The 22272-nt window shown below is 65.4% G+C and carries 18 protein-coding genes; 10 read left to right on the top strand and 8 right to left on the bottom strand.

What is annotated here, in order from left to right; translation table 11 throughout:
- Window positions 1-444: 444 nt before the first annotated feature.
- Window positions 445-1224: a tellurite resistance TerB family protein gene (locus tag W911_RS17955; protein ID WP_158412879.1), complete on the bottom strand. Its 780-nt coding sequence runs from the start codon at window positions 1222-1224 to the stop codon at window positions 445-447.
- A 271-nt stretch (window positions 1225-1495) separates the two neighbouring features.
- On the opposite strand from W911_RS17955, the gene W911_RS16260 reads away from it, so the two are divergent.
- Together W911_RS16260 and W911_RS16255 are read left to right on the top strand one after the other, a co-directional pair.
- Entirely contained in the window at window positions 1496-2575 is a 1080-nt protein-coding gene (locus tag W911_RS16260) for an OpgC family protein (RefSeq protein WP_023788635.1), read from the top strand.
- Window positions 2542-3402 (top strand): SGNH/GDSL hydrolase family protein, encoded by an 861-nt coding sequence (locus W911_RS16255; RefSeq protein ID WP_023788634.1) that lies wholly within the window; start codon window positions 2542-2544, stop codon window positions 3400-3402. Before W911_RS16260 ends, W911_RS16255 begins: the two co-directional genes overlap by 34 nt.
- Window positions 3403-3457: 55 nt before the next feature.
- Here the strand turns inward: W911_RS16255 and W911_RS16250 are convergent, their stop codons facing one another.
- Window positions 3458-4420 carry a class I SAM-dependent methyltransferase gene (locus W911_RS16250; protein WP_023788633.1) on the bottom strand — a complete coding sequence of 321 codons (963 nt, stop codon included), beginning with the start codon at window positions 4418-4420 and terminating at the stop codon, window positions 3458-3460.
- 532 nt (window positions 4421-4952) lie between these two features.
- The gene (locus tag W911_RS16245) at window positions 4953-5159 is read right to left on the bottom strand and encodes a hypothetical protein (protein ID WP_023788631.1); all 207 of its coding nucleotides are present in this window, start codon (window positions 5157-5159) and stop codon (window positions 4953-4955) included.
- A 315-nt stretch (window positions 5160-5474) separates the two neighbouring features.
- Here W911_RS16245 and W911_RS16240 point away from each other — a divergent pair, with 315 nt between their 5' ends.
- The 3 genes from W911_RS16240 (at window position 5475) to W911_RS16230 (ending at window position 8183) form a co-directional block, all read left to right on the top strand.
- Complete coding sequence (locus W911_RS16240) at window positions 5475-7106, top strand: ATP-binding protein (RefSeq protein WP_023788630.1); 1632 nt, start codon at window positions 5475-5477, stop codon at window positions 7104-7106.
- Entirely contained in the window at window positions 7078-7674 is a 597-nt protein-coding gene (locus W911_RS16235; protein ID WP_023788629.1) for a response regulator transcription factor, read from the top strand. Before W911_RS16240 ends, W911_RS16235 begins: the two co-directional genes overlap by 29 nt.
- A gap of 146 nt (window positions 7675-7820) precedes the next feature.
- Window positions 7821-8183 carry a hypothetical protein gene (locus tag W911_RS16230; RefSeq protein ID WP_023788628.1) on the top strand — a complete coding sequence of 121 codons (363 nt, stop codon included), beginning with the start codon at window positions 7821-7823 and terminating at the stop codon, window positions 8181-8183.
- Between the two features lie 108 nt (window positions 8184-8291).
- On the opposite strand, the gene W911_RS16225 is transcribed toward W911_RS16230, so the two are convergent.
- Window positions 8292-9722, bottom strand: coding sequence for an FAD-binding oxidoreductase (locus tag W911_RS16225; protein ID WP_023788627.1), 1431 nt, complete (start codon window positions 9720-9722; stop codon window positions 8292-8294).
- 799 nt (window positions 9723-10521) lie between these two features.
- Window positions 10522-11481, bottom strand: a complete 960-nt coding sequence (locus tag W911_RS16220) for an L-threonylcarbamoyladenylate synthase (protein ID WP_023788626.1) — start codon at window positions 11479-11481, stop codon at window positions 10522-10524.
- Between the two features lie 108 nt (window positions 11482-11589).
- On the opposite strand from W911_RS16220, the gene W911_RS16215 reads away from it, so the two are divergent.
- From W911_RS16215 to dxs, 5 genes are all read left to right on the top strand, one after another.
- The gene (locus W911_RS16215) at window positions 11590-13371 is read left to right on the top strand and encodes an acyl-CoA dehydrogenase family protein (RefSeq protein ID WP_023788625.1); all 1782 of its coding nucleotides are present in this window, start codon (window positions 11590-11592) and stop codon (window positions 13369-13371) included.
- Window positions 13372-13414: 43 nt separating this feature from the next.
- Window positions 13415-14899 (top strand): hypothetical protein, encoded by a 1485-nt coding sequence (locus tag W911_RS16210; protein WP_023788624.1) that lies wholly within the window; start codon window positions 13415-13417, stop codon window positions 14897-14899.
- Window positions 14900-14991: 92 nt separating this feature from the next.
- Window positions 14992-15942, top strand: coding sequence for a histone deacetylase family protein (locus W911_RS16205; protein WP_023788623.1), 951 nt, complete (start codon window positions 14992-14994; stop codon window positions 15940-15942).
- Window positions 15943-16032: 90 nt separating this feature from the next.
- Window positions 16033-16290, top strand: coding sequence for an exodeoxyribonuclease VII small subunit (locus tag W911_RS16200; protein WP_023788622.1), 258 nt, complete (start codon window positions 16033-16035; stop codon window positions 16288-16290).
- Window positions 16291-16525: 235 nt separating this feature from the next.
- Window positions 16526-18430 (top strand): 1-deoxy-D-xylulose-5-phosphate synthase, encoded by a 1905-nt coding sequence (dxs, locus tag W911_RS16195; protein WP_023788621.1) that lies wholly within the window; start codon window positions 16526-16528, stop codon window positions 18428-18430.
- A 9-nt stretch (window positions 18431-18439) separates the two neighbouring features.
- Here the strand turns inward: dxs and W911_RS16190 are convergent, their stop codons facing one another.
- The 3 genes from W911_RS16190 to W911_RS16180 form a co-directional block, all read right to left on the bottom strand.
- Window positions 18440-19042, bottom strand: coding sequence for a helix-turn-helix transcriptional regulator (locus W911_RS16190; RefSeq protein ID WP_023788620.1), 603 nt, complete (start codon window positions 19040-19042; stop codon window positions 18440-18442).
- Between the two features lie 257 nt (window positions 19043-19299).
- A complete protein-coding gene (locus tag W911_RS16185) occupies window positions 19300-20463 on the bottom strand; it encodes a GNAT family N-acetyltransferase (protein ID WP_023788619.1) in 1164 nt (387 codons plus the stop codon).
- A 113-nt stretch (window positions 20464-20576) separates the two neighbouring features.
- The gene (locus W911_RS16180; protein ID WP_244438548.1) at window positions 20577-22184 is read right to left on the bottom strand and encodes a peptidoglycan D,D-transpeptidase FtsI family protein; all 1608 of its coding nucleotides are present in this window, start codon (window positions 22182-22184) and stop codon (window positions 20577-20579) included.
- Window positions 22185-22272 lie beyond the last annotated feature (88 nt).

The following is a 22272-nucleotide window of genomic DNA, read 5'->3' as shown; positions in this document are numbered from 1 at the left end:
GTCCTTTGGATGGGCGGGATGCCAAGTGCCGGCAGCGCTGCCGCGTCGCCGTTCGATGCGCCCCTGTTCAGTGGTGCGAACGGTGAACCGCCACGCCCGCTTTCGGAAGCGAAAGCCATCAAGGTCATGACGGACTACTTCACCCACCCGCTCTGGGCGTTGGATCAGGATCTATACGGCGACATTGCGCCCGAAGAGATGGGCCTCTCGGAGGAACTGACGCGCGACCTCAACGATTGGGCGGAGGCATACAACGCGTCGCTCGACAGTGAGGATCCTTCGCAAAGCGTGTGGAGCGAAGAGCGGCATAAGGCGCACGAGGCTATGGCACGGCCGCTCGCGATACGATTGGCGCGCGAGCGGCCGGACCTCACAGTCTACGTACTTGAGCCGGAGGTGGGGTGGTTCCTGTCCGCGCACAGGATGACCTCTGACGAACCCGCATCAGGCGAGCGTCTTGCCGTCCTTTGCGGACGTCACCGCCGCTTCGAGGTGCTGAACCAGCGCATCTTCGAGACCGAGCGTTGCTGCAAGATAACGGAGATAGGCCGTCTCTGCCGGCGTATCGGCTTCGATGGCGATCGACGAGGCGAGATAGACTTCGCTTCGCATTTCGGGCGTAGCGGTGGCGGCGGCAAACTGCTGCGGCGACCAGGGCTGCGCGATCTCACGCTCCAGGAACTGCTGCTCCTCGCCGGATACGCCAAGAGCCGAAAGCCGCCCAAGAATCTGCTGGCGCTCTTGTGCGTCGATGAGCCCGTCCGACAAGGCTGCCGCGATCATCGCCCGCAAGAGCAGCAGCGCATGAGCGTCTTCGGCAGGCGCGCCGGGCAAAGTCGCGCCCGTGCGGGCCGCTTGCAGAAACTCCGCAGCCCGCGTGCCGATCAGAGGCTTGCCGTCGCGATAATTCGAATAGGCCTTGTAGGCGAGCCCGCCGAGCGCTGCGGCCGCGCCGAGCTTGAGCGCATCGCCCGCCAACTCGCGGCTGGATTTGGAGCCGAGCAGCAACGTGGCGAGCGCACCCGCTGCCGCGCCTCCCGCGAGGCCTCCGCCTTGGTTGCGGAGGAAGTCCTTGGCTTGCGAGAGGAGATCCCCGCCTTGCGCCCCCTCCGCCGCGGACGTCACGCCCCGGCCCGCCACCGGCACCGAGCCGGAGCTTTGCGCGGGATCCGACCCGCCGGTTCCATTCAACACCAGATCGAGAAGCCGTGTCGGGTCGATCATCGAGGGTCTCCAAGCCACTTGTCCTGAACGAGGCGTAGATAGGAAGACCAACCCCGACCTCAAGGCCGCGCGGGCGAAATATATCGCCCAAACGTCGGCGGCCTTCACCAGAGATCGCTTATCGATCGGGCAAACTGCCTGCCCCCTGGTCACGGACATCGAAAAAGACAAGGCCGCGTCAAAAACGCCGTCGAGACGCGCTTGTGTGGCCACACGAATATGCGCTTAAACGCCCAGGGGATCGGGGAAAATTCATAGGTCGGGAGTGGGGATGCGGGCGCCCAATGCGATTGATTTCTGGCGGGGTGTCGCGCTGGTGATGATTTTCATCAACCATGTCCCGGGCATGGTCTATTCGCACCTGACGCTTCGCGATTATGCCATTTCGGACGCGGCGGAGCTTTTCGTGTTCCTCGCCGGCTGCTCGCTTGCGTTCGTCGCGGGCGGCAAGGCCGGTACGAAACCGTTGCAGCAGGTGATCGTGCGCCTCCTCTCGCGCGCATTCGAGATCTGGCAGGCGCAGATCGTTATCATCTCCGTCGCCATCGCGATGCTTGCGGCCGGAGCCATTGCGTTCAACGATCCGCTGCTGATCGAGTGGCACGGCGCGGGGCCGGTATTTTCCGACACGGCGCGCGCCTCTATCGGGCTGGTGCTCCTCACCTACCAGATCGGCTATTTCAACATTCTGCCGCTCTATGTTGTCCTCTTGCTGTTGGCGCTCGTGTTCGTCGTCATTGCGCGCCGTTCGCTCGCGGCCGCCCTCGCCGCGTCCTTTGCGCTCTATGCTGCAACACTCACGTGGCAGCTCCAACTGCCGAGCTGGCCCGCCCAAGGCGCGTGGTTCTTCAATCCTCTCTCCTGGCAAGTTCTCGTCGTGCTCGGCTTTGCCGTCATCACGCTGCAACAAACGCATCCCAGTCAGTGGCGGTCCGTTGTCTCGCGCCTATGGCCGGTGTCTCTGGTTGTCGTCGCGATGGGGACGGGTATCGTTTGGATGGACTATCGCCCAGATCCGATGGCCGTTCCCCATCCGCGCTTTTTCTTTCTTTTCGATAAGCAATTTCTCTCGCCCGTCCGCATCTTGAACATCGTGGCCGTCGCGATTGCGTTCTATCCTCTGTTTCCTATACTCGCTCGCTCGACGGCTCCCATGGTGCGTTACTTCAGCAGCTTGGGCCGCAACTCGCTTATCGTGTTCTGTATGGCCTCGTTGCTCGCGCTTGCCGGACAGATCGCGCGTTACGTCGGCGAGCCGGGCTTTCTGTTTGATACGGGGATCGTGATTGTTGGGCTCGTGGTATTGAGAGTGACGGCATGGATCGCCGAATTGCAGCCCTCGTCCTCCTAGCAAGCGGATTTGCAATCGCGCTCGGCTTTCATTTCGGTACCGACAGGGCGACGCCCGAAAGGCAAGCGGCGCCATCCGCGATCTCGCACGGCCCTGCGCCTTTGAGGATCGACGGTGTTGTGGTGGAGGCGCGTGCGCTCTCGGCGCAATGTCGCGTCGCGAGCGCTCCGTTCGAAGGCCACGCGCCGCTTCCTTCCGTGCGTCGGGCGCTCATGGAACAAAGACCGGCCCGCATTGTCTCGCTGGGCCCATCGTCGGTGCTTTCAGCCGACACCTCGTCCCCGATCGCCAGCTATCCGAGCGAACTCGAACGCGACCTTGAAGCGAGCGGCGTTGACGTCGAGATCATTGCGCGCACGCAGGAAGGTGCCGTCGCCGGCGACGCGGCCGAGCGCCTCAAGGCGGAGGTGACCCGGCTGAGGCCGGACCTGCTCGTCTGGCAGGTCGGAACCAACGATGCGGTAGCTCGGCTCGATGCCGATGGCTTCGCCGACCGTCTCCGCGAGACACTGGGCTGGCTCGCCAGCCATAAGATCGACGTCGTGCTCGTCGATCCTCAATACGTGGCGCGCTTATCGGACGACGAAGGATATACCGGCATCGTGGATCGCGTGGCGGCGGTGGCGAGCGAAAAACACGTCCTGCGCGTCAACCGCTACGATGCAATGGCGGATCTCGCGCGCACGCACCCGTCCTGGTCGCATCTCACCGCGGATCGCTTTCGCCTTTCGGACATGGGCTACCGATGCGCGGCCGAATACACGGCCGACGCGATCGTCGCCGGCGTAAACGTGGCAGCAAAGGCAGACGGCGGTTTGACACGATAAGAGTGCCGGGAAGAGCCCGCGCCGCCGCGTGTGGCAGCGGCACGAGCTGCGTCGGTCAGGGCGAGAAGCGCACGACGCTGTCCTCTCCGAGCCGGAAACGCCGCCCGTAGGGCAGGCAAATCCCCGAGCTGACGGACGCGAGATCCTCGATGGGATGCTCGGTGCAATCGCCCGAAGGCCGCGACAGGTAGAACTCCGAGTGGAAGAGCCCCTCCGCTTCCTTGTTCCGGCTGTCGATGCCGAGCGCTTCGAGCTGATGAAGAACTTTGCGGAACTCCTCCTCCGATTGGAAGCGCCGCTGCACGAACGTGACGCCGCTGAGCTTTTCGGTCACGTGTCCGTGCTGATCGAGGAGGCTGGCGAAGCGGTCGTAAGGGAACATGCGAAGCACGAACGACGCGATCCAGGGCCTGGGCTCGCCGATCGCGTCGAGCACGCGTGACAGCGTGCGCTCCGTGACGTAGCCGATGGCGCCTGTCGAGATGATGAGATCGACACCGCGCAACGCATCCCGGCTGGCCTGGGAGAGGTCCTCCTGCTCAAGATTTTGCGTCACGCCGGCATCGATGAGGCCGACCGTGCGCGCGAAGTCGATGGCGGGCTGCGACACGTCGCATCCGACGATCTCGACGTCGTGTTTCGGCCAGGACGCGTAGAAATGGCGATCCAGCGCGATCAGTTCGCGGGTGGAGATTTCCGCGTTCTGAAGATCCATGTAGCGTTGCTGGAGCGAGGCGAATTCCAAGGGAAAACGGATCAGTGCGGCGTTGTTGCCGTAGCTGCATCCGATATCGAGAACCTTGATCGGCCGTCCTTTGAGATCTTCCAGCGCCGCGATCAAGTTACGGAAGATGCCTTTGGCCAAGTCCGGGATGACGTAGTTGAGGCCACCGAGAACGCGATAATACTCCCGCGGGTCCGGATGCGAATAGATGCTGTCGAAGCACGCCTTGGCGCTGTTGGCGGTCCGCACACCGGCGCCGTTTCCGAAATGCTTGACGTTGTTCGTATGCTCCATTGGCCTGTTCTCCCTGCAAGCATATGGGGTGGTGATCGAAGGCGTCTTCGGCCTTCAGGCGAATGCCCTGTCGGGCGACGACCGTCACGAGACGTTCGCAAAAAGTGGGAAGGCGCGGCCGCTCAGGGCCGTTCTGCGATTCCACTAAAATCGGAACGGTTCCAGGTCCGATCAGGGAGGCGCGTAGGAAGGGGACGCGCGGGTGCGCCCGCAGTCTTCACCAGCAGGAGAAGCGCGTGAAAGCTCGCTCCAAACGGAAGGAGGCGGTCGGAGCAGAGAGGGGGGAGTGGGCTCGGTGCCCGGACGTGCGGGGCGCATTTCGAGAGCGTGGTCCAGGAAAAAGTCTACCTGTCCGGCCCCATCGAGCACCACCGTTATCCTTTTAATCTCAAGCTCAACGGGGAGGCCCGGAGGGCCTCCAACCCTGTTCGTCTCAGGATATAAATCCGAACGACAAGATCACAACGGCGGACGCGACGAGAGCGAGATCGAACAGCTTAACTCCGCGAGGCATCGTTCGGCGTCTCCTACCTTAACCGGCGGCAGGCTCGGGGCAACCCGCGATGGACGCGCGACGAAGGCCGTGCGGCCGGGCCGGCGGGACCAGATCGGCCGAGGCCGTGAGCGGTCCCGTGGAATAGGGATCGGAGAACGGCACCACCATGACGTGGGCAAAACCTTGGGATTGGGCCGAAGGCAGGCGATGGTCGGGCACGGCCTCAAGGGGAGCGTGATTCATCGGTTCCTCCGTTGAATAGGTTAATGCCTAAGTTGGTGACGAGGAACTTGGGGGGTTTGGCCCCTGGGCAGCAATTGGCAAGAGTACGTAGATACTCCACGTAGGTATTTTTACGTATTCGTGTGGAGATCTGGCGGGCGGGAAGAGACGTGCGCTGTTCCGTTTGGAGACACGTCAACAATAATCTTTTCATTACAATGAGTTGGTGAAATCATAGCGGATCGGTGCGACACCGGCGCCCGCAATGCGATCCTCAGGCGACGTTTGTGCTCTAAGGGACGGCAACAGGATTCTTGCCTGCGTGCGGGCAAAAAAATGAAGGGAAATTCGGCAGATCCGATGATGGACGCCCGCATTTATCAAAGGCTTCTCATCGGCGTGGCCTTCCTCGCGGCGTACGTGGCGCTCGACTACGTGAGTTTCGTGAAGCCCTATCGCGGGCTCGGGATCACGCCCTGGAACCCGCCTCCCGGCTTGAGTATCGCGGTGATTTTTCTCGGAGGATGGTTTTACGCTCCCTTCGTCCTGATCGCCCCGTTTCTGGCGGATGCCATCGTTCGCGGCTCGGCGCTTGGTGTGGGCCTGGAGCTGGTCCTGTCGCTCGCGCTGGGAGGCACCTACCTCGTGGCCGGGCTTGTCCTGCAGCGTATTACGGCCTTCGACCCCAGATTTCGCTACGTGCGCGACGCGCTGACGTTGAGCGGTGTGGCCGCAGCCGGAGCGACGGTCGCTGCAACTCTTTACGTCCTGATCCTTCTAAGTACTGGGACGATCTTTCAGACTGAGGTGATCGCGGTCGCCTGGCGTGCGGCGCTGGGCGATGTCATCGGCATCCTCGTCATCGCGCCGCTCGTGCTGTTGGCGGTGACGTACCGTCCTTGGCCCACGGTGGGTCCATTGGCCGTGGTCCAGTTTCTCACCCTTTTCCTGATGTTGGCCATCGTCTTCGGCTATCGGGAGGCCACCGCGTTCCAGCTCTTCTATCTGCTCTTCATCCCGTTGCTCTGGATCGCACTGAGCTATGGTCCGCCCGGTTCGTCGGTCGCGCTGCTCTTTATCCAGCTCGGCCTGATCATCGGCGCCGAAATCCGTTTCGGACCCGATCCCGGCCTCGGCGCGCTGCAGGTTTTGATGACGGCGCTCGCGGTTACGGGCCTCATCGTCGGCACCATTGTCGCCGAGCGGGAGGACGCCGCCGCGCGCCTGCGCGACCAGCAGGCCGCGATCAATCGCGCCTTGCGTGTGCGCTCCGCCGGTGAGGTCGCAGCCACCATCGCTCACGAGATCAACCAGCCGCTGACCGCGCTTACCGCGTATTCCGGCATAGCGTCGAAGGCGATGGAGGAGGGCAATCTCGATCTCGCCAAGCGGGCGGTCGGCAAGATCCACGCCGAAAGCGAACGAGCAACCGAAGTTCTGCGCGGCATTCGCGAGCTTCTGAAAAAGGGGACGCTCTCGAAAAATAGCGTCGATCTCGCCGCTAAGCTGGAGGAGCTGGAAACCCTTTTGGGCGAGGATCTGGCGAAGAAGGGCATTCGCCTCTCGTTCGCGATCGCGCCGGGATTCCCGATTATTCGCGCGGACGGGGTTCAACTTCAGCAAGCGACGCACAATTTGATCGTCAACGCGGCAGAGGCCATGCTGGGCGTCGGCCGCGGGGGGACCATCGAGGCAAAAGTCGCGTTGTCGCCGGAGCACGACGTCTTGATCGAAGTCCGGGACGACGGGCCCGGCTTCCCGCCAGGATACGACGTGAACGAGCCGACGCCGTTCACGACGACCAAACCCGAAGGATCGGGCCTCGGCCTTGCCGTGGCCCGTTCCATAGCCGAGGCGCATGGCGGCGGGCTCGCCATTGCGACATCGCCGCGCGGCGCGCGCGTCGTGCTGAGGCTGCCGATGGAAAAGGAGGCCGAGCGTGAAAACAGTAAGCGTCATCGACGATGAGGCGTCCGTGCGCGATGCCGTTTCCATGCTGCTCGAAACGCATGGCCTCGCGGTACGCTGCTACGAAGGGGCCGAGCAGTTCCTTGCTGCCGAGTTCGAGCCGGGCTGCATCGTGAGCGATGTCAGGATGCCGGAGGTCTCGGGCCTCGATCTCCTGCGCACGTTGCAGACGCAGGGCGATCCGCGGCCGGTCTTGCTGCTCACCGGCCATGGCGATGTCGAACTGGCCGTGCAGGCGATCAAGCTCGGCGCCTTCGATTTCGTCGAGAAGCCGTTCAACAACGACCGTTTCGTGGCGAGCGTCCGCAACGCGCTGGTAGCCTCCGAGAGCTCGCTCAAGGAGCGGCTCGAACGCGAGGACCTCCGCAGCCGTTACGAGTCCCTCTCCGAGCGGCAGCGCGATACGATGCGGCTTCTGATTCGGGGGTTGTCCAATAAGGAAATCGGCCAGGAGCTTGGCATCAGTCCGCGGACCGTGGAGATCCACCGCACGTGGGTGATGACGAAAATGAACGCCCGTTCGATTGCCGATTTGGTGCGTATGAGCATGGCGCTCAACATCGAGTGAGTGATTCGCCACTGCTCCAAGTCAGAGGTGTGATGTCTTTACCTCGCGCCGAGGTTTTTCGGCGGGAGACCGTCGAGCGCCGTGCCTGAATCTGTCAGAAATGAGAACATCTACACTGCTTCAGTGGGCACCAGGGAGGCTCGAAAATGAAGACCGGCGCTTATTTCCGCTTCGGTTTTGCAGCGGTCGTGTTGGGCGCGAGTTTTGCGCCGTCGATCGCATACGAGACAGGGTTTTCGAACATGCATTCGCAAGCTCGCGTCGGTAACAAGATGTGCATGACCGATCACACGCACTACGGGAACGGCACCGGCGCGACGCAGGCCGCCGCCCAGCGGGAAGCGATCGCATCTTGGCAGAGCTTCACCGATTTCGAGTACGGCAGCGCGTGGGCGAGCTTTAGAAACGCGGCCGGGCGCGCACAAAGTTGCTCGCGTGGCAGCGGCACTATCAGTTGTTCGGTCGAGGCGCGCCCGTGCCGGCTGATGCGCGCAGCCAGAAAAAGATAGCGAAGGCGTTTTCCGCGCAACCGCAGGCATGGACCCGGGGGATAGCATCCCCCGGACGTGCTTGTTTACGCTTAAACGAGACGGCGGCTGCGATGTCGGCTCTGCCGCTTACGGCGCAAGCAACTTCCCCGGATTGAGAATGCCTTTGGGATCGAGTGCTGTCTTGAGGCGGCGCATGAGTTCGATCTCGACGGGGCTCTTCACACGCACAAGCTCCGCCGCTTTGAGACGGCCGATGCCGTGTTCGGCAGAGATCGATCCGCCGAGCGAGACGGTAACGTCGTGCACGGCGTGCGCCATCGCATCCCAGAGCGCGAGGTAGTCGGCGCGCGCCATGCCGGTCGGCTGCGAAACGTTGTAATGCACGTTGCCATCGCCGAAATGCCCGAAGGGAACCGGACGCGCACCGGGGCAAACGCGCTGAACGGCCTCCCCCGCTTTCACAAGCAACTCCGGCACGCGCGCGATCGGCACCGAGATGTCGTGCTTGATGGAGCCGCCCTCGCCCTTCTGCGCTTCCGACGCGGCTTCCCTGATCTTCCACAGCACCTCGGCCTGGGTCAGCGACTGCGCGACAACGGCATCGCTCACGAGCCCCGCCTCGCTGGCCTCTCCGAGAAGCCGTTCCATCGGCGTCGCCGTGCTGCCCTCCGCGCCCGAAAGCTCCAGCAATACGAACCACGGGGCGTCGTCCGCGAGCGGATGGCGCGTGCCTGGGATGTGCTGTACGACGAACGAAACGATGAGATCGCACATGAACTCGAACGCGGTGAGCGCCGCCCCGGCACGGCGTTCCGCAAGCTGGAAAAATGGGAGCAGGGCGTCGAGGCTCGGCAGCGAGACGAACGCCGTCGTCCGCTCGTCCGGTTCCGGAAAGAGCTTCAGCGTCGCTGCCGTGATGACGCCGAGCGTGCCTTCCGATCCGACGAACAGGTCGCGCAGATCGTAGCCTGTGTTGTCCTTTTTGAGCGTCCGAAGCCCGTCCCACACCTGTCCGTCCGCGAGCACCACTTCGAGCCCGTAGACGAGAGATCGCGTCGGGCCGTACGCCAGCACCTGATGCCCGCCTGCGTTGGTCGCGAGATTGCCGCCGATGGTGGCGCTGCCCTCGGAGGCGAGCCCGAGCGGAAACATCCGTCCGGCCTTGCGCGCGGCATCCTGCACGTCCGCGAGCGTGAGTCCGGCGTCGACCGTCATCGCCGTGCCGGCGGGATCGATGGCTCGAATGCGCCGCATACGCTTCAGCGACAGCACGATGTCGCAGCCGGTCTCGCGCGGGATCTGCCCGCCGACGAGGCCGGTGTTGCCGCCCTGCGGGACGATGCCGACGCCCTCGGCATTAGCAAGCGCCAACACGCGCGAAACCTCGTCCGTAGAGGCGGGCTTAACGATGAGCGGTGTGCGGCCCATATAAAGGTCGCGCCATTCGCTAAGGTAGGGCGCTTGCTCTGCCGGGTCCGCAATGGCGTTGTCGGCTCCGACGATGGCCGTCAGGCGGGAAAGAAAATCGCTTGATGCGGGGCGAACGGAGGACGACATGGACGGACGGTTTCGCGAAAGAACAGATCGCATATTTTATGCCATCTTTCATTTCGATCCCTTTACAGGCTTTGGCCGCCTTCGGCAAAGAGCCGGTCATCTCAGGCATATCGTTCCAGTGATTCTATGCGGGCTCGCGGCCGTTGCCGGCGTCGCCACGCTTGGAGTTGCGACGTCCGCTCCCGCCGAAGCCCAATCGGTCCGCGATCCCATCGTCCCTGGAATTCGCCCCAATCCGCGCCCCGCACCCCCAACTCGGATCACGCCGCGCCCGCAGTTCCTGCCCGCTCCGCGCGTGGAGCCCGGACCTCGCCTTCCGTCCGCGCCCGGCGAGATCAGCCCCGGCGTCGCACGCCCATCCACGATCGGGCGCGACTGCATCGGCCGCTGTGGCAGCCAGTGCCAGTCGGTGTCGTGCGCGGGCCTCAGCGCCTCGCAATGCACCGCCGCCCGTCAACGATGCCGTCTGAGCTGCCGGTCTCAGTGCTAGGCTCCAAACCCAATCAGGATGGCGTCACGATGAGACAAGATTGGCCGAGGGCCAGGAGAAGCGCGAAGAGCGATGCCTACGCATCGGTCGAGCGTTTCGACGCCGCCATCGGCCAATCTTGTCTCACGGCGGAGCCGCGCGGCTCTTTTGCCCGTCTGGTTCATGCCGGAGGCGTGCTTCCAGCACGTCGCAAGGTCTTGCAAACCATAGAGGTTTGCTGCGACCTCGCTCCTGCCAGACGAACAAAAGCCCTCGCGTCGTGATGCCATCCTGATTGGGTTTGGAGCCTAAAGCGAGGCGCAGCCCCGTCTAGCGAGGCGCGGCCGCGCGCCGAAGCCGGTCGTTGATCGCTTCCCCGAGACCGTGATCCGGAATGGGCATCACCGCGATGGCCGCGACGCCCGAGCGGTCGAGTTCGCGCAGGGAAGCGAACAACGCCGCCGCGGCCTCGGCGAGATCGCCCTTCGCGCTGAGATTGATCGCAGCCCCATCCGTCGCCGGAGGGTTCGGTCCGAACGCGAGCAACGCTTCCCCGGGCCGAACGTCGGTCGCGTCGAGCCGCAGCAGCGCATTCGGCGCATAATGGCTCGCGAGCTGGCCGGGGGAGGTCGGGCGTGCCGCGTCCGGCGCATCGTCTTCCGCGAACGGCCCCATCAGCACCGCCTGGAGCGCGCCACGCGTCACCGCACCGGGGCGCAGCAGCCGGATGCCGTCGAAGCGCGACGCATCCACCACCGTGCTTTCGACGCCGTATCCCGTATTGCCGCCGTCGAGGACGAGCCGCACGTCGCTGCCGAAATCGTCCGCCACATGCTGCGCGCTCGTCGGGCTGACGCGCCCGCTGCGATTGGCGGAAGGTGCGGCAAGCGGCTTGCCCGTGGCGGCGAGAAGCGCCTGCGCAACCGGATGGGAGGGCACTCGTACGGCCACCGTGTCGAGCCCCGCCGTCACGAGATCCGACAATCCGCTCTCCGCACGGCGCTTGAGAACCATCGTCAGCGGCCCCGGCCAAAACACCTCCGCCAGAAGGCGCGCGTGCGGCCCCACCACCGCGATCCGCTCGGCGGCCGCGAGATCGGGCACATGCACGATCAGCGGGTTGAACTGCGGCCGCCCCTTGGTCGCGAACACGGCTGCGACGGCGCGTCCGTTGGTGGCATCCGCGCCGAGGCCGTAGACGGTCTCCGTCGGAAAGGCCACAAGCTCACCCTCGTTGAGAAGCCGCGCGGCGTCTTCGATGGCGGTGGGATCGGGTGCTCGCACGGTCATGAGGAATGGGTCGCTGTTGCTCCGTTGCGCGGGCTGGCCTTCCCGACGATGATGCGCCGCACGCCGCAACGGTAAAAAATTCAGGCTCCCCCCGGGAAAGGAGAACCTATGACGTATGAGGCTCCAGTAGACGACATCCTCCTCGCGCTCAAGACGGCGGCGGGCCTTTCCGAAGAGATGGATAAGGGCGCGTATGGCGAGCTCGACGAGGAGACGCTGCGGGCCGTCCTGGAGGAGGCTGGAAAGTTCGCGTCCGAAAAGCTCGCGCCATTGAACGCGGCCGGAGATCGCACACCCTCGCGCTGGGTGGAAGGAAACGTGACGACGCCTCCAGGCTGGAAGGAAGCCTACACGGCGTTTCGCGAGGCGGGCTGGAGCGCACTGCCGTGCCCGGCCGAGTTCGGCGGGCAGGAGCTGCCCGAAACGGTGGCCATGGCCGTCTGCGAGATGTGGAACGGCGCGAACTTGTCGTTCGGCCTCTGCCCGCTGCTCACGCAAGGCGCTATCGACGCGCTCGCAGCCGGCGGATCGGACGAGCTCAAAGCGCTCTATCTGCCACGCATGGTGAGCGGCGAGTGGACGGGCACCATGAACCTGACCGAGCCGCATGCGGGCTCCGACCTCGGCCCCATCTCGACCCGCGCCGAGCGCCGCGACGACGGCACGTACCGCATCTTCGGCACCAAGATTTTCATCACGTATGGCGATCACGACCTGACCGAGAACATCGTCCATCTCGTGCTCGCGCGCTTGCCCGACGCGCCCGAAGGCACGCGCGGCATCTCGCTGTTCGTGGTGCCCAAGCGTCTCGTCGGCGATGACGGATCGCTCGGCGGCGAGAACGACGTCATCTGCGCGGGCCTTGAGCATAAGCTCGGTATTCACGGCAGCCCCACCGCCGTGATGAAGTTCGGAGAGCGGGGCGAGGGCGCCGTTGGCTATCTCGTGGGTGAGGAAAACCGCGGCCTCAACACCATGTTCGTGATGATGAACGCGGCCCGTCTCGCCGTCGGCATCCAGGGCGTGGCGATTGCAGAGCGCGCAACCCAAGCCGCCGAGCGCTATGCCGAAGAACGCCGCCAGGGCCGCGCCTACGGCGTGCGCGCAGGCGGCATGGTGCCGATTGCCGAGCATCCCGACGTGCGCCGCATGGTGCTGACGATGAAGGCGATGACGCGTGCCGCGCGCGCCATCTGTTACGCCACCGCCCGCGAGATCGACACCTCGCACAACGCTTCCGACGAAGCCGCCCGCAGAACCGCCGCCGACCGTGCCGCGCTCTTCACGCCCGTCGCGAAGGCATTCTCCACCGACATCGGCTGCGAGGTGGCATCGCTTGGCATCCAGGTGCACGGAGGCATGGGCTTCATCGAGGAAACGGGCGCGGCCCAGCCCTATCGCGATGCGCGCATCCTGCCGATCTACGAAGGTACCAACGGCATTCAGGCCATCGATCTCGTCACGCGCAAGCTGCCGCTCGGTGAAGGTCGCGTGATCGAAAACGTGATCGCGGAATTCGAAGTGACCGCGCGCCGCCTCAAGGGCGAGAACCGCCCGGAGCTGGGCCGCGCGGGCGAACGCCTCGCCGCGGCTGTCGCGGACCTCGAAGAAGCGACCCGGTGGATGGGCGAGGCGTTGACGAAAACGCCCGCGCTCGCGCTCGCAGGGGCCACGCCCTACCTCCGCTTGTTCGGCGTCGTCGCGGGCGGGCATTTCCTCGCCAAGGCGGCATTGCAGGAACTCGAAGAAAGCGGACACGCCGGCCAGTCGGTCGCGCTCGCCCGCTTTTTCGCGGAGAACATCGCCGTCGGTGCGGGCGGCCTTTCCGCCATCGTAATGTCCGGCGGCCATGCGGTGTTGGGCGCGTCGGCCGATCTAGCGCCCGCCTGACCGCGAAGCGCGAGAGCCGATGAAGCTGGGGTAGGGGAGTGACATGCGCAGTCTGCGATGGGTGATCCTGACCGTTGTGCTCGCCGTCCTCGCCGTCGTGTCCGTCGCGCCGTCCGATGCGCATTGGCTGTCGCGCATCGTTCGCGAGGCGGGCGACGCCGGAGGATCGGCGGGCCTCAAGGCCGGACGGTACGGCCTCGGCGCGCTCGACGAGGCCGTCGCCCACGTCGCCAAGCTGCCGCGCCTTGCGCGCGGCACTGCGCTTGCCGCTCATGTCACGCCCGAGGGCCACTGGCGGTTCGCGACCCGCGAGGGCGAGGTGTTTACGGCCGCGACGCCGGCCGAGATGGCGCGGGTCCGCACGACGCTCGCGCCGAATGCCGCCGCGGACGATCCGCTCGCGCTCTATCTGAGCGCCGACTCCGTCTTTGCGCGGCGCGAACTCTTGCGCGATCTCCCGAGCGCGGATCTCCATCTCGTGGTCGGCAAGGACGCCTATCCGTTGCGCCGCCCAAGCGCGGGTGGCGACCTCATAGCCGAGGTCCGCCCCAACGTGACGGTCGATCTCGGCACGCGCGCCCTGTTCGAGGAAGCCGCGTTTCGCCTCGGCCGGCCTCTCAACAAGACGAGCATCCGCGTGCTCGCGCTGGAGCCCGGCGGCCCGCAGCGCCTCACGACGGCGCCGCGTCGCGACCTCAAGTCCGGCGCAGCCCTCGTCGACCAGATCGATCCTGCATTGCTGCCTGGCGCTCTGTCCGGCCTCAAGGGTCAGACCGCCGTCCTTTCGGGTCGCATCGAGGGAAACCGCATTTCGTTCCGCCCCTCGCGCGGACCCGAGCAGTCGCTCGACATCCAGGATCTGGTGCGCGCTGCTGAAGCCTCCGACGTCAATCTGGTGCTGGTCCACGCCAGCGCCGCGCATCAGCCGGGCGGGCGTAACTGGCTCTGGCAGCGCATCGCGGTCACCGGGCTCGATGAGGCGATGACGCGTGCGACGTTCGCCGATTTTCTCGCAGCCCTCGGCGGGGGCGGCGAACTGGCGGTCCAGGCGTCTCCGGGATCGCTGGGCCGTGTCGTTCTATCGGCTGTTCCCGCACCGGGCATGACAACGCCGATCACGAACACGTTGGGTCCCTGGATCGGCGACATCACCGGCCATGTCGCCGTGCGCGCGGCAACGGTCTACGCCCGCGACGCCACGCACGAGCGCGAGCTGGACGCCCGCATCGTTGCGGGCATTCCGGCCTGGATCCAGTATCTCTATCTCGGCGCGCTTGCGTGCGGCGTGATCGGTCTCGCCGTCACGCGAAGCTGGTGGGCGCGTCTGTGGCCGCCCGAAGACCGCGCCGAATACGCCGGCCGTATCGGGTATTGGGCCGCCCGCACCGCGCGCTTCCTCGCGTTTCTCCTCGTCTTCCTGCCGCTTGCGGGCGTTCCCGCCCTGCTCTGGACCGGCCTGCTCTCGATCTGGGCGCTGATCACGGCCCCGATACGAGGATGGAACTGGCTCCGCGGGCGCAGCGCTTAAATTGAGCCCGATAGCCCTGGTCAGCCTTGGCCTCGTGGCTATCATGGGGGCCAAGAAAAAACGTTTGGAAACGCTCGAAGGCTGATGACACGATGGCGACACTGCTTCTGACCCACCCCGTCTTTGTCGAGCACGATACGGGGCCGGGGCATCCAGAGCGCGCGGACCGGATGCGCGCCATCGACAAAGTGCTGGCGCACGAGAGCTACAACGCGCTCGAACGCGCCGTGGCACCGCTGCGCGACGATGTCGAGGACGCGATCTTAAGAACGCATCCTCCCGATCACATCGCCCGCATTAAGGGCGCGGCCAAGACCGCGGAAACCGAGAGCCGCAACATCCACCTCGACGGCGACACGGTGATGTCGCCCGCGAGCCTCGAAGCCTCGCTCCGCGCCGTCAGTGCGGGTCTCGACGCGGTAGATGCGGTAATGGAAGGCCGCGTCGCCAACGCATTCTGCCAGGTGCGCCCGCCCGGCCACCACGCCGAGAAGAGCCGCCCCATGGGCTTCTGCCTGTTCTCGAACGCGGCCATCGCCGCCCACCACGCACGCGCGAAGCACGGCGCGGAACGCGTCGCGGTGGTCGATTTCGACGTCCACCACGGCAACGGCACGCAAGACATCTTTTGGAGCGACAAGAACCTGTTCTACGGCTCGACGCATCAGATGCCGCTCTTCCCGGGCACCGGCGAGATGAATGAAACAGGCGTCGGCAACATCTGGAACGCCCCCTTGCGGTCCGGCGACGACGGCGAGACGTTCCGCGACGCGTTTTCCTCGCGCATCCTGGCGTCTCTGCACAACTTCGGCCCCGATCTGATCGTGATCTCGGCAGGCTTCGACGCCCACCGCCGCGATCCCCTGGGCGGCCTTCGCCTCGTCGAGGCCGACTTCATGTGGGCGACGGAAGAACTGGGCAAGATCGCGCACAAACACGCCGATGGCCGCGTCGTCTCCATGCTCGAAGGCGGCTACGATCTCGATGCGCTTGCAAAGTCTGTGGCCGTGCATGTCCGCACACTTATGGATCTCGGCAGCTAACCGTTTGATCTGGAAAAGGAAACAAGAGGGGTGCAGATCGGGGCCTGAAGCTCTAAATTCCGCTCCAAAGAATCAGGGGGCCGTATTCGAATGAGCAAACCGGCGAACAAGCATTCCGATATCCGCGAGCTGAGCTTCGAGCGTGCGCTGAAGGAGCTGGAGACCATTGTCAGCCGTCTGGAACGCGGGGACGTGGAGCTTGAGGAAAGCATCACCATTTATGAGCGGGGTGAAGCGCTGCGCGAGCATTGCGACCGCCTCCTGAAGCAGGCCGAGGCGCGCGTCGAAAAGCTCACCGTCGGCACCGACGGCGCCCCGAAGGGCACGGAGCCGTTCGATCCCGAGTAGGGCAGCGCGGAGCGCGTTCTGCCGCATCCTGAGGCGGGAATTGCACGGGATCGGCCTTTCATCTGCCGCCTGTTCGGGGCTAAAGTACCTCGGCGTCCGCCAGGAGACCGTTTCCCGCCTGCGGCATGGCGCCAGGACCTAGGCCATGATCGCTTCGGACCCTATCCGTCCGAAGCGTGATCATCGGCCTCATTAAAGAGTCTGGGTGCCAAGATCGAAGGATGAAGACCTCACCGTGAGCAAGACCCCGCTCCTCGACCGTATCCGCACATCGGCGGACCTCCGCGCGCACCCCGAGTCCGATCTCCGCCAGATCGCCGATGAGCTGCGCCACGAGACCATCGAGGCCGTGTCCGTCACGGGCGGCCATCTGGGCGCCGGGCTCGGCGTCGTGGAGCTGACGGTCGCACTGCACTGGGTGTTCGACACGCCGCGCGACCGCCTGATCTGGGACGTTGGCCACCAGTCCTATCCTCACAAAATTCTGACCGGCCGCCGCGACCGTATCCGCACGCTGCGCCAGGGCGGTGGACTGTCCGGCTTCACCAAGCGCGCCGAGAGCGAATACGACCCGTTCGGCGCGGCCCACTCGTCGACGTCGATCTCCGCCGGTCTCGGCATGGCGGTCGCGCGCGATCTCAAGGGCGAGGCGAACAACGTCATCTGTGTGATCGGCGATGGCGCGATGAGTGCGGGCATGGCCTACGAAGCCATGAACAACGCGGGCGCGCGCGACGAGCGCCTGATCGTGATCCTCAATGACAACGACATGTCGATCGCGCCGCCGACCGGCGCCTTCTCGTCCTATCTCGCACGCGTGACGTCGAGCGACACCTATCTCCAGATCCGCGATTTCGCCAAGCAGCTCGCCAAGCGCCTGCCCAAGAGCTGGGAGCGGCGTGCCGCGCGTATGGAGGAATACACGCGCCACCTCTGGCAGGGCGGCATGTGGTTCGAGGAGCTTGGTTTCTATTACGTGGGCCCCATCGACGGCCACGATCTCGATCAGCTCCTGCCGGTCCTGAAGAATGTGAAGGACGCGACGCAGGGCCCGATCCTCGTGCACGTCGTTACCAAGAAGGGCAAGGGCTACGCGCCGGCCGAAGCGTCCGACGACAAGTATCACGGCGTCGCTAAATTCAACGTCGTCACTGGCGCGCAGGTGAAGCCGAAGCAGAACGCGCCGACCTACACGCGCGTGTTCGCCGACAGCCTGATCGCCGAAGCGAAGAAGGACAAGCGCGTCGTCGCCATCACGGCCGCGATGCCGGACGGAACCGGCCTCGACCTCTTCGGCCGCGAGTTCCCCGACCGCACGTTCGACGTGGGCATCGCCGAGCAGCACGCGGTGACGTTTGCGGCCGGTCTCGCCGCGGAAGGCCTGAAGCCCTTCTGCGCCATTTACTCCACGTTTCTGCAGCGCGCTTACGATCAGGTCGTGCACGACGTTGCCATCCAGCGACTGCCCGTCCGTTTCGCGATCGACCGCGCCGGTCTCGTCGGTGCGGATGGGCCGACGCACGCGGGCTCGTTCGATCTCGCCTATCTCGGCTGCCTGCCGGACTTCGTCATCATGGCCGCCGCGGATGAGGCGGAACTGGTCCATATGGTGGCCACCGCCGCCGCCCTCGACGATCTCCCCTGCGCCTTCCGTTATCCGCGCGGCGAAGGGCTTGGCGTAGAGCGTCCCGAGGAAGGTGTGCCGCTGAAGCTCGGGAAGGGCCGCATCCTCCGCGAGGGCACGGCTGTCGCCATCCTGTCACTTGGCGCCCGCCTCGGCGAAGCGCTGAAGGCAGCCGATCAGCTCGGCGCCATGGGGCTCTCCACCACCGTTGCCGACGCGCGCTTCATGAAGCCGCTCGACCGCGAGCTGATCGCACGTCTCGCCAAGGAGCACGAGGTGCTCATCACCATCGAGGAAGGCGCGGTCGGTGGTTTCGGCAGCCATGTTCTGCAGGAGTTGGCGACGTCGGGCGCGCTCGACCGGGGCCTCAAGGTGCGCACCATGGTGCTACCGGACGAGTTCATCGATCACGATTCTCCCGCGCGCATGTACGAGCAAGCGGGTCTCTCGGCACAGGGGATCGTGACCACCGCACTCGCCGCCCTTGGCCGCGACGCACTCGCGAGCCGCGCGTAGGATCCGCTCTCAGATCGGGCCGACCGCTTCGTCCATCGACACCGCACGATACCCGCACTCCGCATCCGCATCGACCGGAACGCCGATGGCGTCGCTATAGAGCGTTCCCTCGTGAAAGAAGTAGGTGATCGTGGTGCGGTAGAGCCCGATCTGGTCGTGCTCCTCGGTTTTGAGCACGCTCCGTGTCGTCGTGACGAGGCTTTGGATCTCACCGTTCGCAATGGCCTGCTGCAACGGCCGGTCTTCCATGATGTCCGCCAGCACGCCGCACGCAATCGGTGCCAGCTTGTGCCCCACCCAGTTGGCCATGGAGGGGCGCTTGACGAGGGCAGGGCCCGAGAGGCGATGCAGTTCGAGGTTCGACGTGCGCGTCAGCGCGCGTGCCGCCGGGCAATGGGTGATCGACGCATAGAGCGAGCGGACGAGCGAGCCTTCCGGTTCCCACCCGAGATCGCGCAGGCGCTTTTGCTGGGCGACGCTCGGTTTGTCGTCGCCGCGCTCCCAACGCGAAACGGTCCGCTGCGCGACCCCCAGAAGCTCGGCCATGTGCACTTGGCTCAAACCGTGGCGAAGCCGATAGCGCCGCACGAACGTGCGCCAGTCCTCGCTCATAACTCCTCGCTCATGCGCACGGGCCTCCGATAGACGGTCTTAGACGTTGAATGCGCCCCATCGTCTTCCTAGAGATTAATGACGGCGGCAATCGGGCTTGCGCCACAAGCGGGTAAGCGCCGCTCGGTTGAAATAGCACCGTGAGCGCTGAGGCGCTGCCCGATGGCGCCGAAGCGCAAATGCGGGGAGGAACCATCGGCGGCCTGTGCCGCCGGTGGTTCTAAACGCGTTGGATCGGTGAGGGAGCGGCGGAGCCGTCAGCTCATCGCTTCGAGCACGGCGCCGGCGCAAAGAGCGGCAGCCGCCGCCACGGCTGCGGCGGGCTTACCGTAGCGCTCGCCTGCAAGGCGCACTTCCGGCGAGAGCCGCAAGTAAAGCGAGCGCGCGAGCGGACGTACGCGGCGGCGCACTTCGGCGACGCCGCGTCCCAGCACGGTCAGCGCGACGGCGTAATCGTCGATGGCGACGCCCGTCTCCTTGCGCGTCCACTGGCGTTTGTAGTCGTCGGCGGGTGCGAGCAGGTCGTAGCGCGAAAAGCCTTGCTCGAAGCACCACGCGATGGTGCGCAGCATTTGCTCCTGCCCCGGACTTGCCGAGCTGAACTCCGGATCGAACGCCCCGAGATAGGCGATGTAGGTCGCCTCATCCGCAAAGCCGAGTTCGACGGCGACGAGCCGGTCTCCCGCATGAAGCGCCGAGAGGATGCCTTCGCCGGAGAGCACCATGCTGCGCAGAAGCCCTTCCCAGGCACCGCTATCGAACACCGGGCTCGCGATGCCCCGATCCGCCAGCCACGCGCGTTTCCAGTCGAGTGCTTTGTCGAAAGCCGGGAGCGCTTCCTCTCCGCGCAGCACCGCGAACGAGAGCGGCCCGGCGAGGCCTTCGAGCTTCTGCCGGCGCTGGCGGCGATTGCGTCGCGTTGTGCTGGAAAAGGAGGCTTCGTATGCGTCGAGCGTACCGAACGCGGCGAGATCGATGAAGAGCGCGGTCTCGGATGCGCCTTGCGACAGCCCTTTGGCTGAGAGCGCCGCGTGGAGTCCGCTGTCCTCGCGCACTTTGCGCAGAAGCAGCATGTTGACCCCGCGCTGGGCGAGAAGCTGGGTTGCACGCTCGAATTCTTCCGGCGTGAGCGTCGCGCCCGCGGTATCTGCATATTGCGCGAGCGGGTGGACGAGCGCGATGGCGACACGCGCTCCCAGGACACGCTCGGTACGCAATGCGAGCAGCGAGGCGACGTTTCCGTCGCGCCGGAACACGACGACCATGGGCTCGGAGCCGAGGTCGGCCGCAGCCCGCGCCGCATCGCGAACGAGGTCGAACCGCTCGAACGCACCGATGCCGCCATGCACACTCGCCTCGTCCCAGAGAGGGGCAAGCTGTGAAATGGCCGAAGAGCCCGATACGATCTCGATATCGTCCATGAGTATACGGCACCGATGCTGCAGGGTAGCGTCAGCAACACGGGGCAAGGTCGCGGCTGAGAAACTGATACGCAAAGTATCGGCGACGACCGTTGGCATAGGGTTAAGGGACGTCAGTTCCGAAGCAGGGCGACATCGCGCTCCGGTTTAACGCCGAGCAGCGGCGCGATACGGGAAATCAGACGGCCCGCCGTGGGGGCTGCGTTGCGTCCCGCCAGGATTTCTCCGCCCGTTTCCTCCGTGCCTGAAGGCTCGAACAGCAGGATCAGCGTCAGATATTGCGGGTCGTCCATCGGGAATGCGCCGAGGAACGACGAGATCACGGCCTTCTTCTGATAGCCGCCGCGGCCGGGCAGTTCGGCCGTGCCGGTCTTGCCGCCAACCCGGTAGCCCGGAACTTCCGCGCGCCGCCCGGTGCCGTTGGGCTCGCTCACCGTCCGCCGGAGCAGGAGGTTGAGATCGCGGCTCGTCTCCGGCTTCACGACGCGCGCCCGGTCCGTGCCGCTGGTGCGCCCGCTAATGAACGTCGGTGTGACAGCGGTCCCGCCGTTGATGAGGCTCGCCACGGCGGCCGCGAACTGGATCGGTGCCACGGCAAGCCCGTGTCCGTAGGACACGGTGATCTGCTCCACGCGTCCGAGTTTGGGCGGGAGCTGCGGCGGTGCCACCGGCCCCACTTCCGTCCGGATCGTAGCCGTGAGGCCGAGCTTGTCGAGAAACGCCTGTTGTTTCTCGGGCCCTTCTTGCAGCGCGATCAGCCCCGAGCCGACGTTCGATGAGCGGATCAGGATCTCCGATGTGGTGAGCGGACGCCCGGCCGGGTGTGCATCCCGGATCGTGAAGCGGCTCGCGGTCAGCGGCTTCGTCACGTCGAACACGGTATCGAGTTTGGTCTTCCCGCCTTCGAGACCCATCGCGACGGTGACGATCTTGAAGATCGAGCCGAGTTCGTACGTGCCGCCCTGGATCTTGTCGCGCCGCTCGGGATCCATGAGTTCCGCCGGGCTCGACGGATGCAGCCCCGGCAGCGACGAGGACGCCACCATCTCGCCCGTGCGCACATCCATCACAAGCCCCGCCGCGCCTTTCGCCTCGTAGCGGGACATCGCGGATTTGAGTTCTTCTTCCAGTGCGTGCTGCACGCCGAGGTCGATGGTGAGGCGCACCGGCAGGCCGGCATTGAACGGGCGGCCGGTCTGAGGATCGGCGCCGAGGCCCTCGTCGATGAAGCGTTCCACGCCCGCCGCGCCGCGATTGTCGACGTTCACCGCGCCGAGCACGTGACCGCCGAGCCGTTCGAGCGGATACGCCCGGCGCAACTCGGTGCGGAAGGCGAGGCTCGGCAAGCCGAGGTCGTGCACCTCTTGAGCGAGCCTCGGAGAAAGTCCGCGCCGGATCCAGGCAAAGCGGCGGTTGCGGTCGGAAAGAGTGCGCCGGAGTTCGGCCCTGTCGAGATCGGGAAGCACGGTCTGGAGCCGCTCGGTGAGATTGTCGATGCCGCGCACCAGCGAAGGGTCGGCATAGAGCGACGGCATCTCGACGTCGGTTGCGAGCAGCCGCCCGCCGCGATCGACAATGTCCGGCCGCGCGAGGCTGCGCGGCGTCTGCTCGGTGAGCGTCGCGACCATGTCGCCGGTGCCGCTCGCGGCAAGGCGTGCGAGCTGGAAGGTGATGCTGGCGAACGTCATCATCACCGCAAGGATCACGAGACGCGTCCTCATTCCTGCGGTTGCCGAGACGCGAGCATCCGCCGTCATCTGAGGAAGATCCCGCCTCCGCGTTTGCCGGCTACCCCTCGACACGCGCTTC

The sequence above is a fragment of the Hyphomicrobium nitrativorans NL23 genome, from assembly GCF_000503895.1.
Taxonomy (GTDB): Bacteria; Pseudomonadota; Alphaproteobacteria; order Rhizobiales; family Hyphomicrobiaceae; genus Hyphomicrobium_C; species Hyphomicrobium_C nitrativorans.
This window is presented reverse-complemented; position numbering and strand designations above follow the sequence as displayed.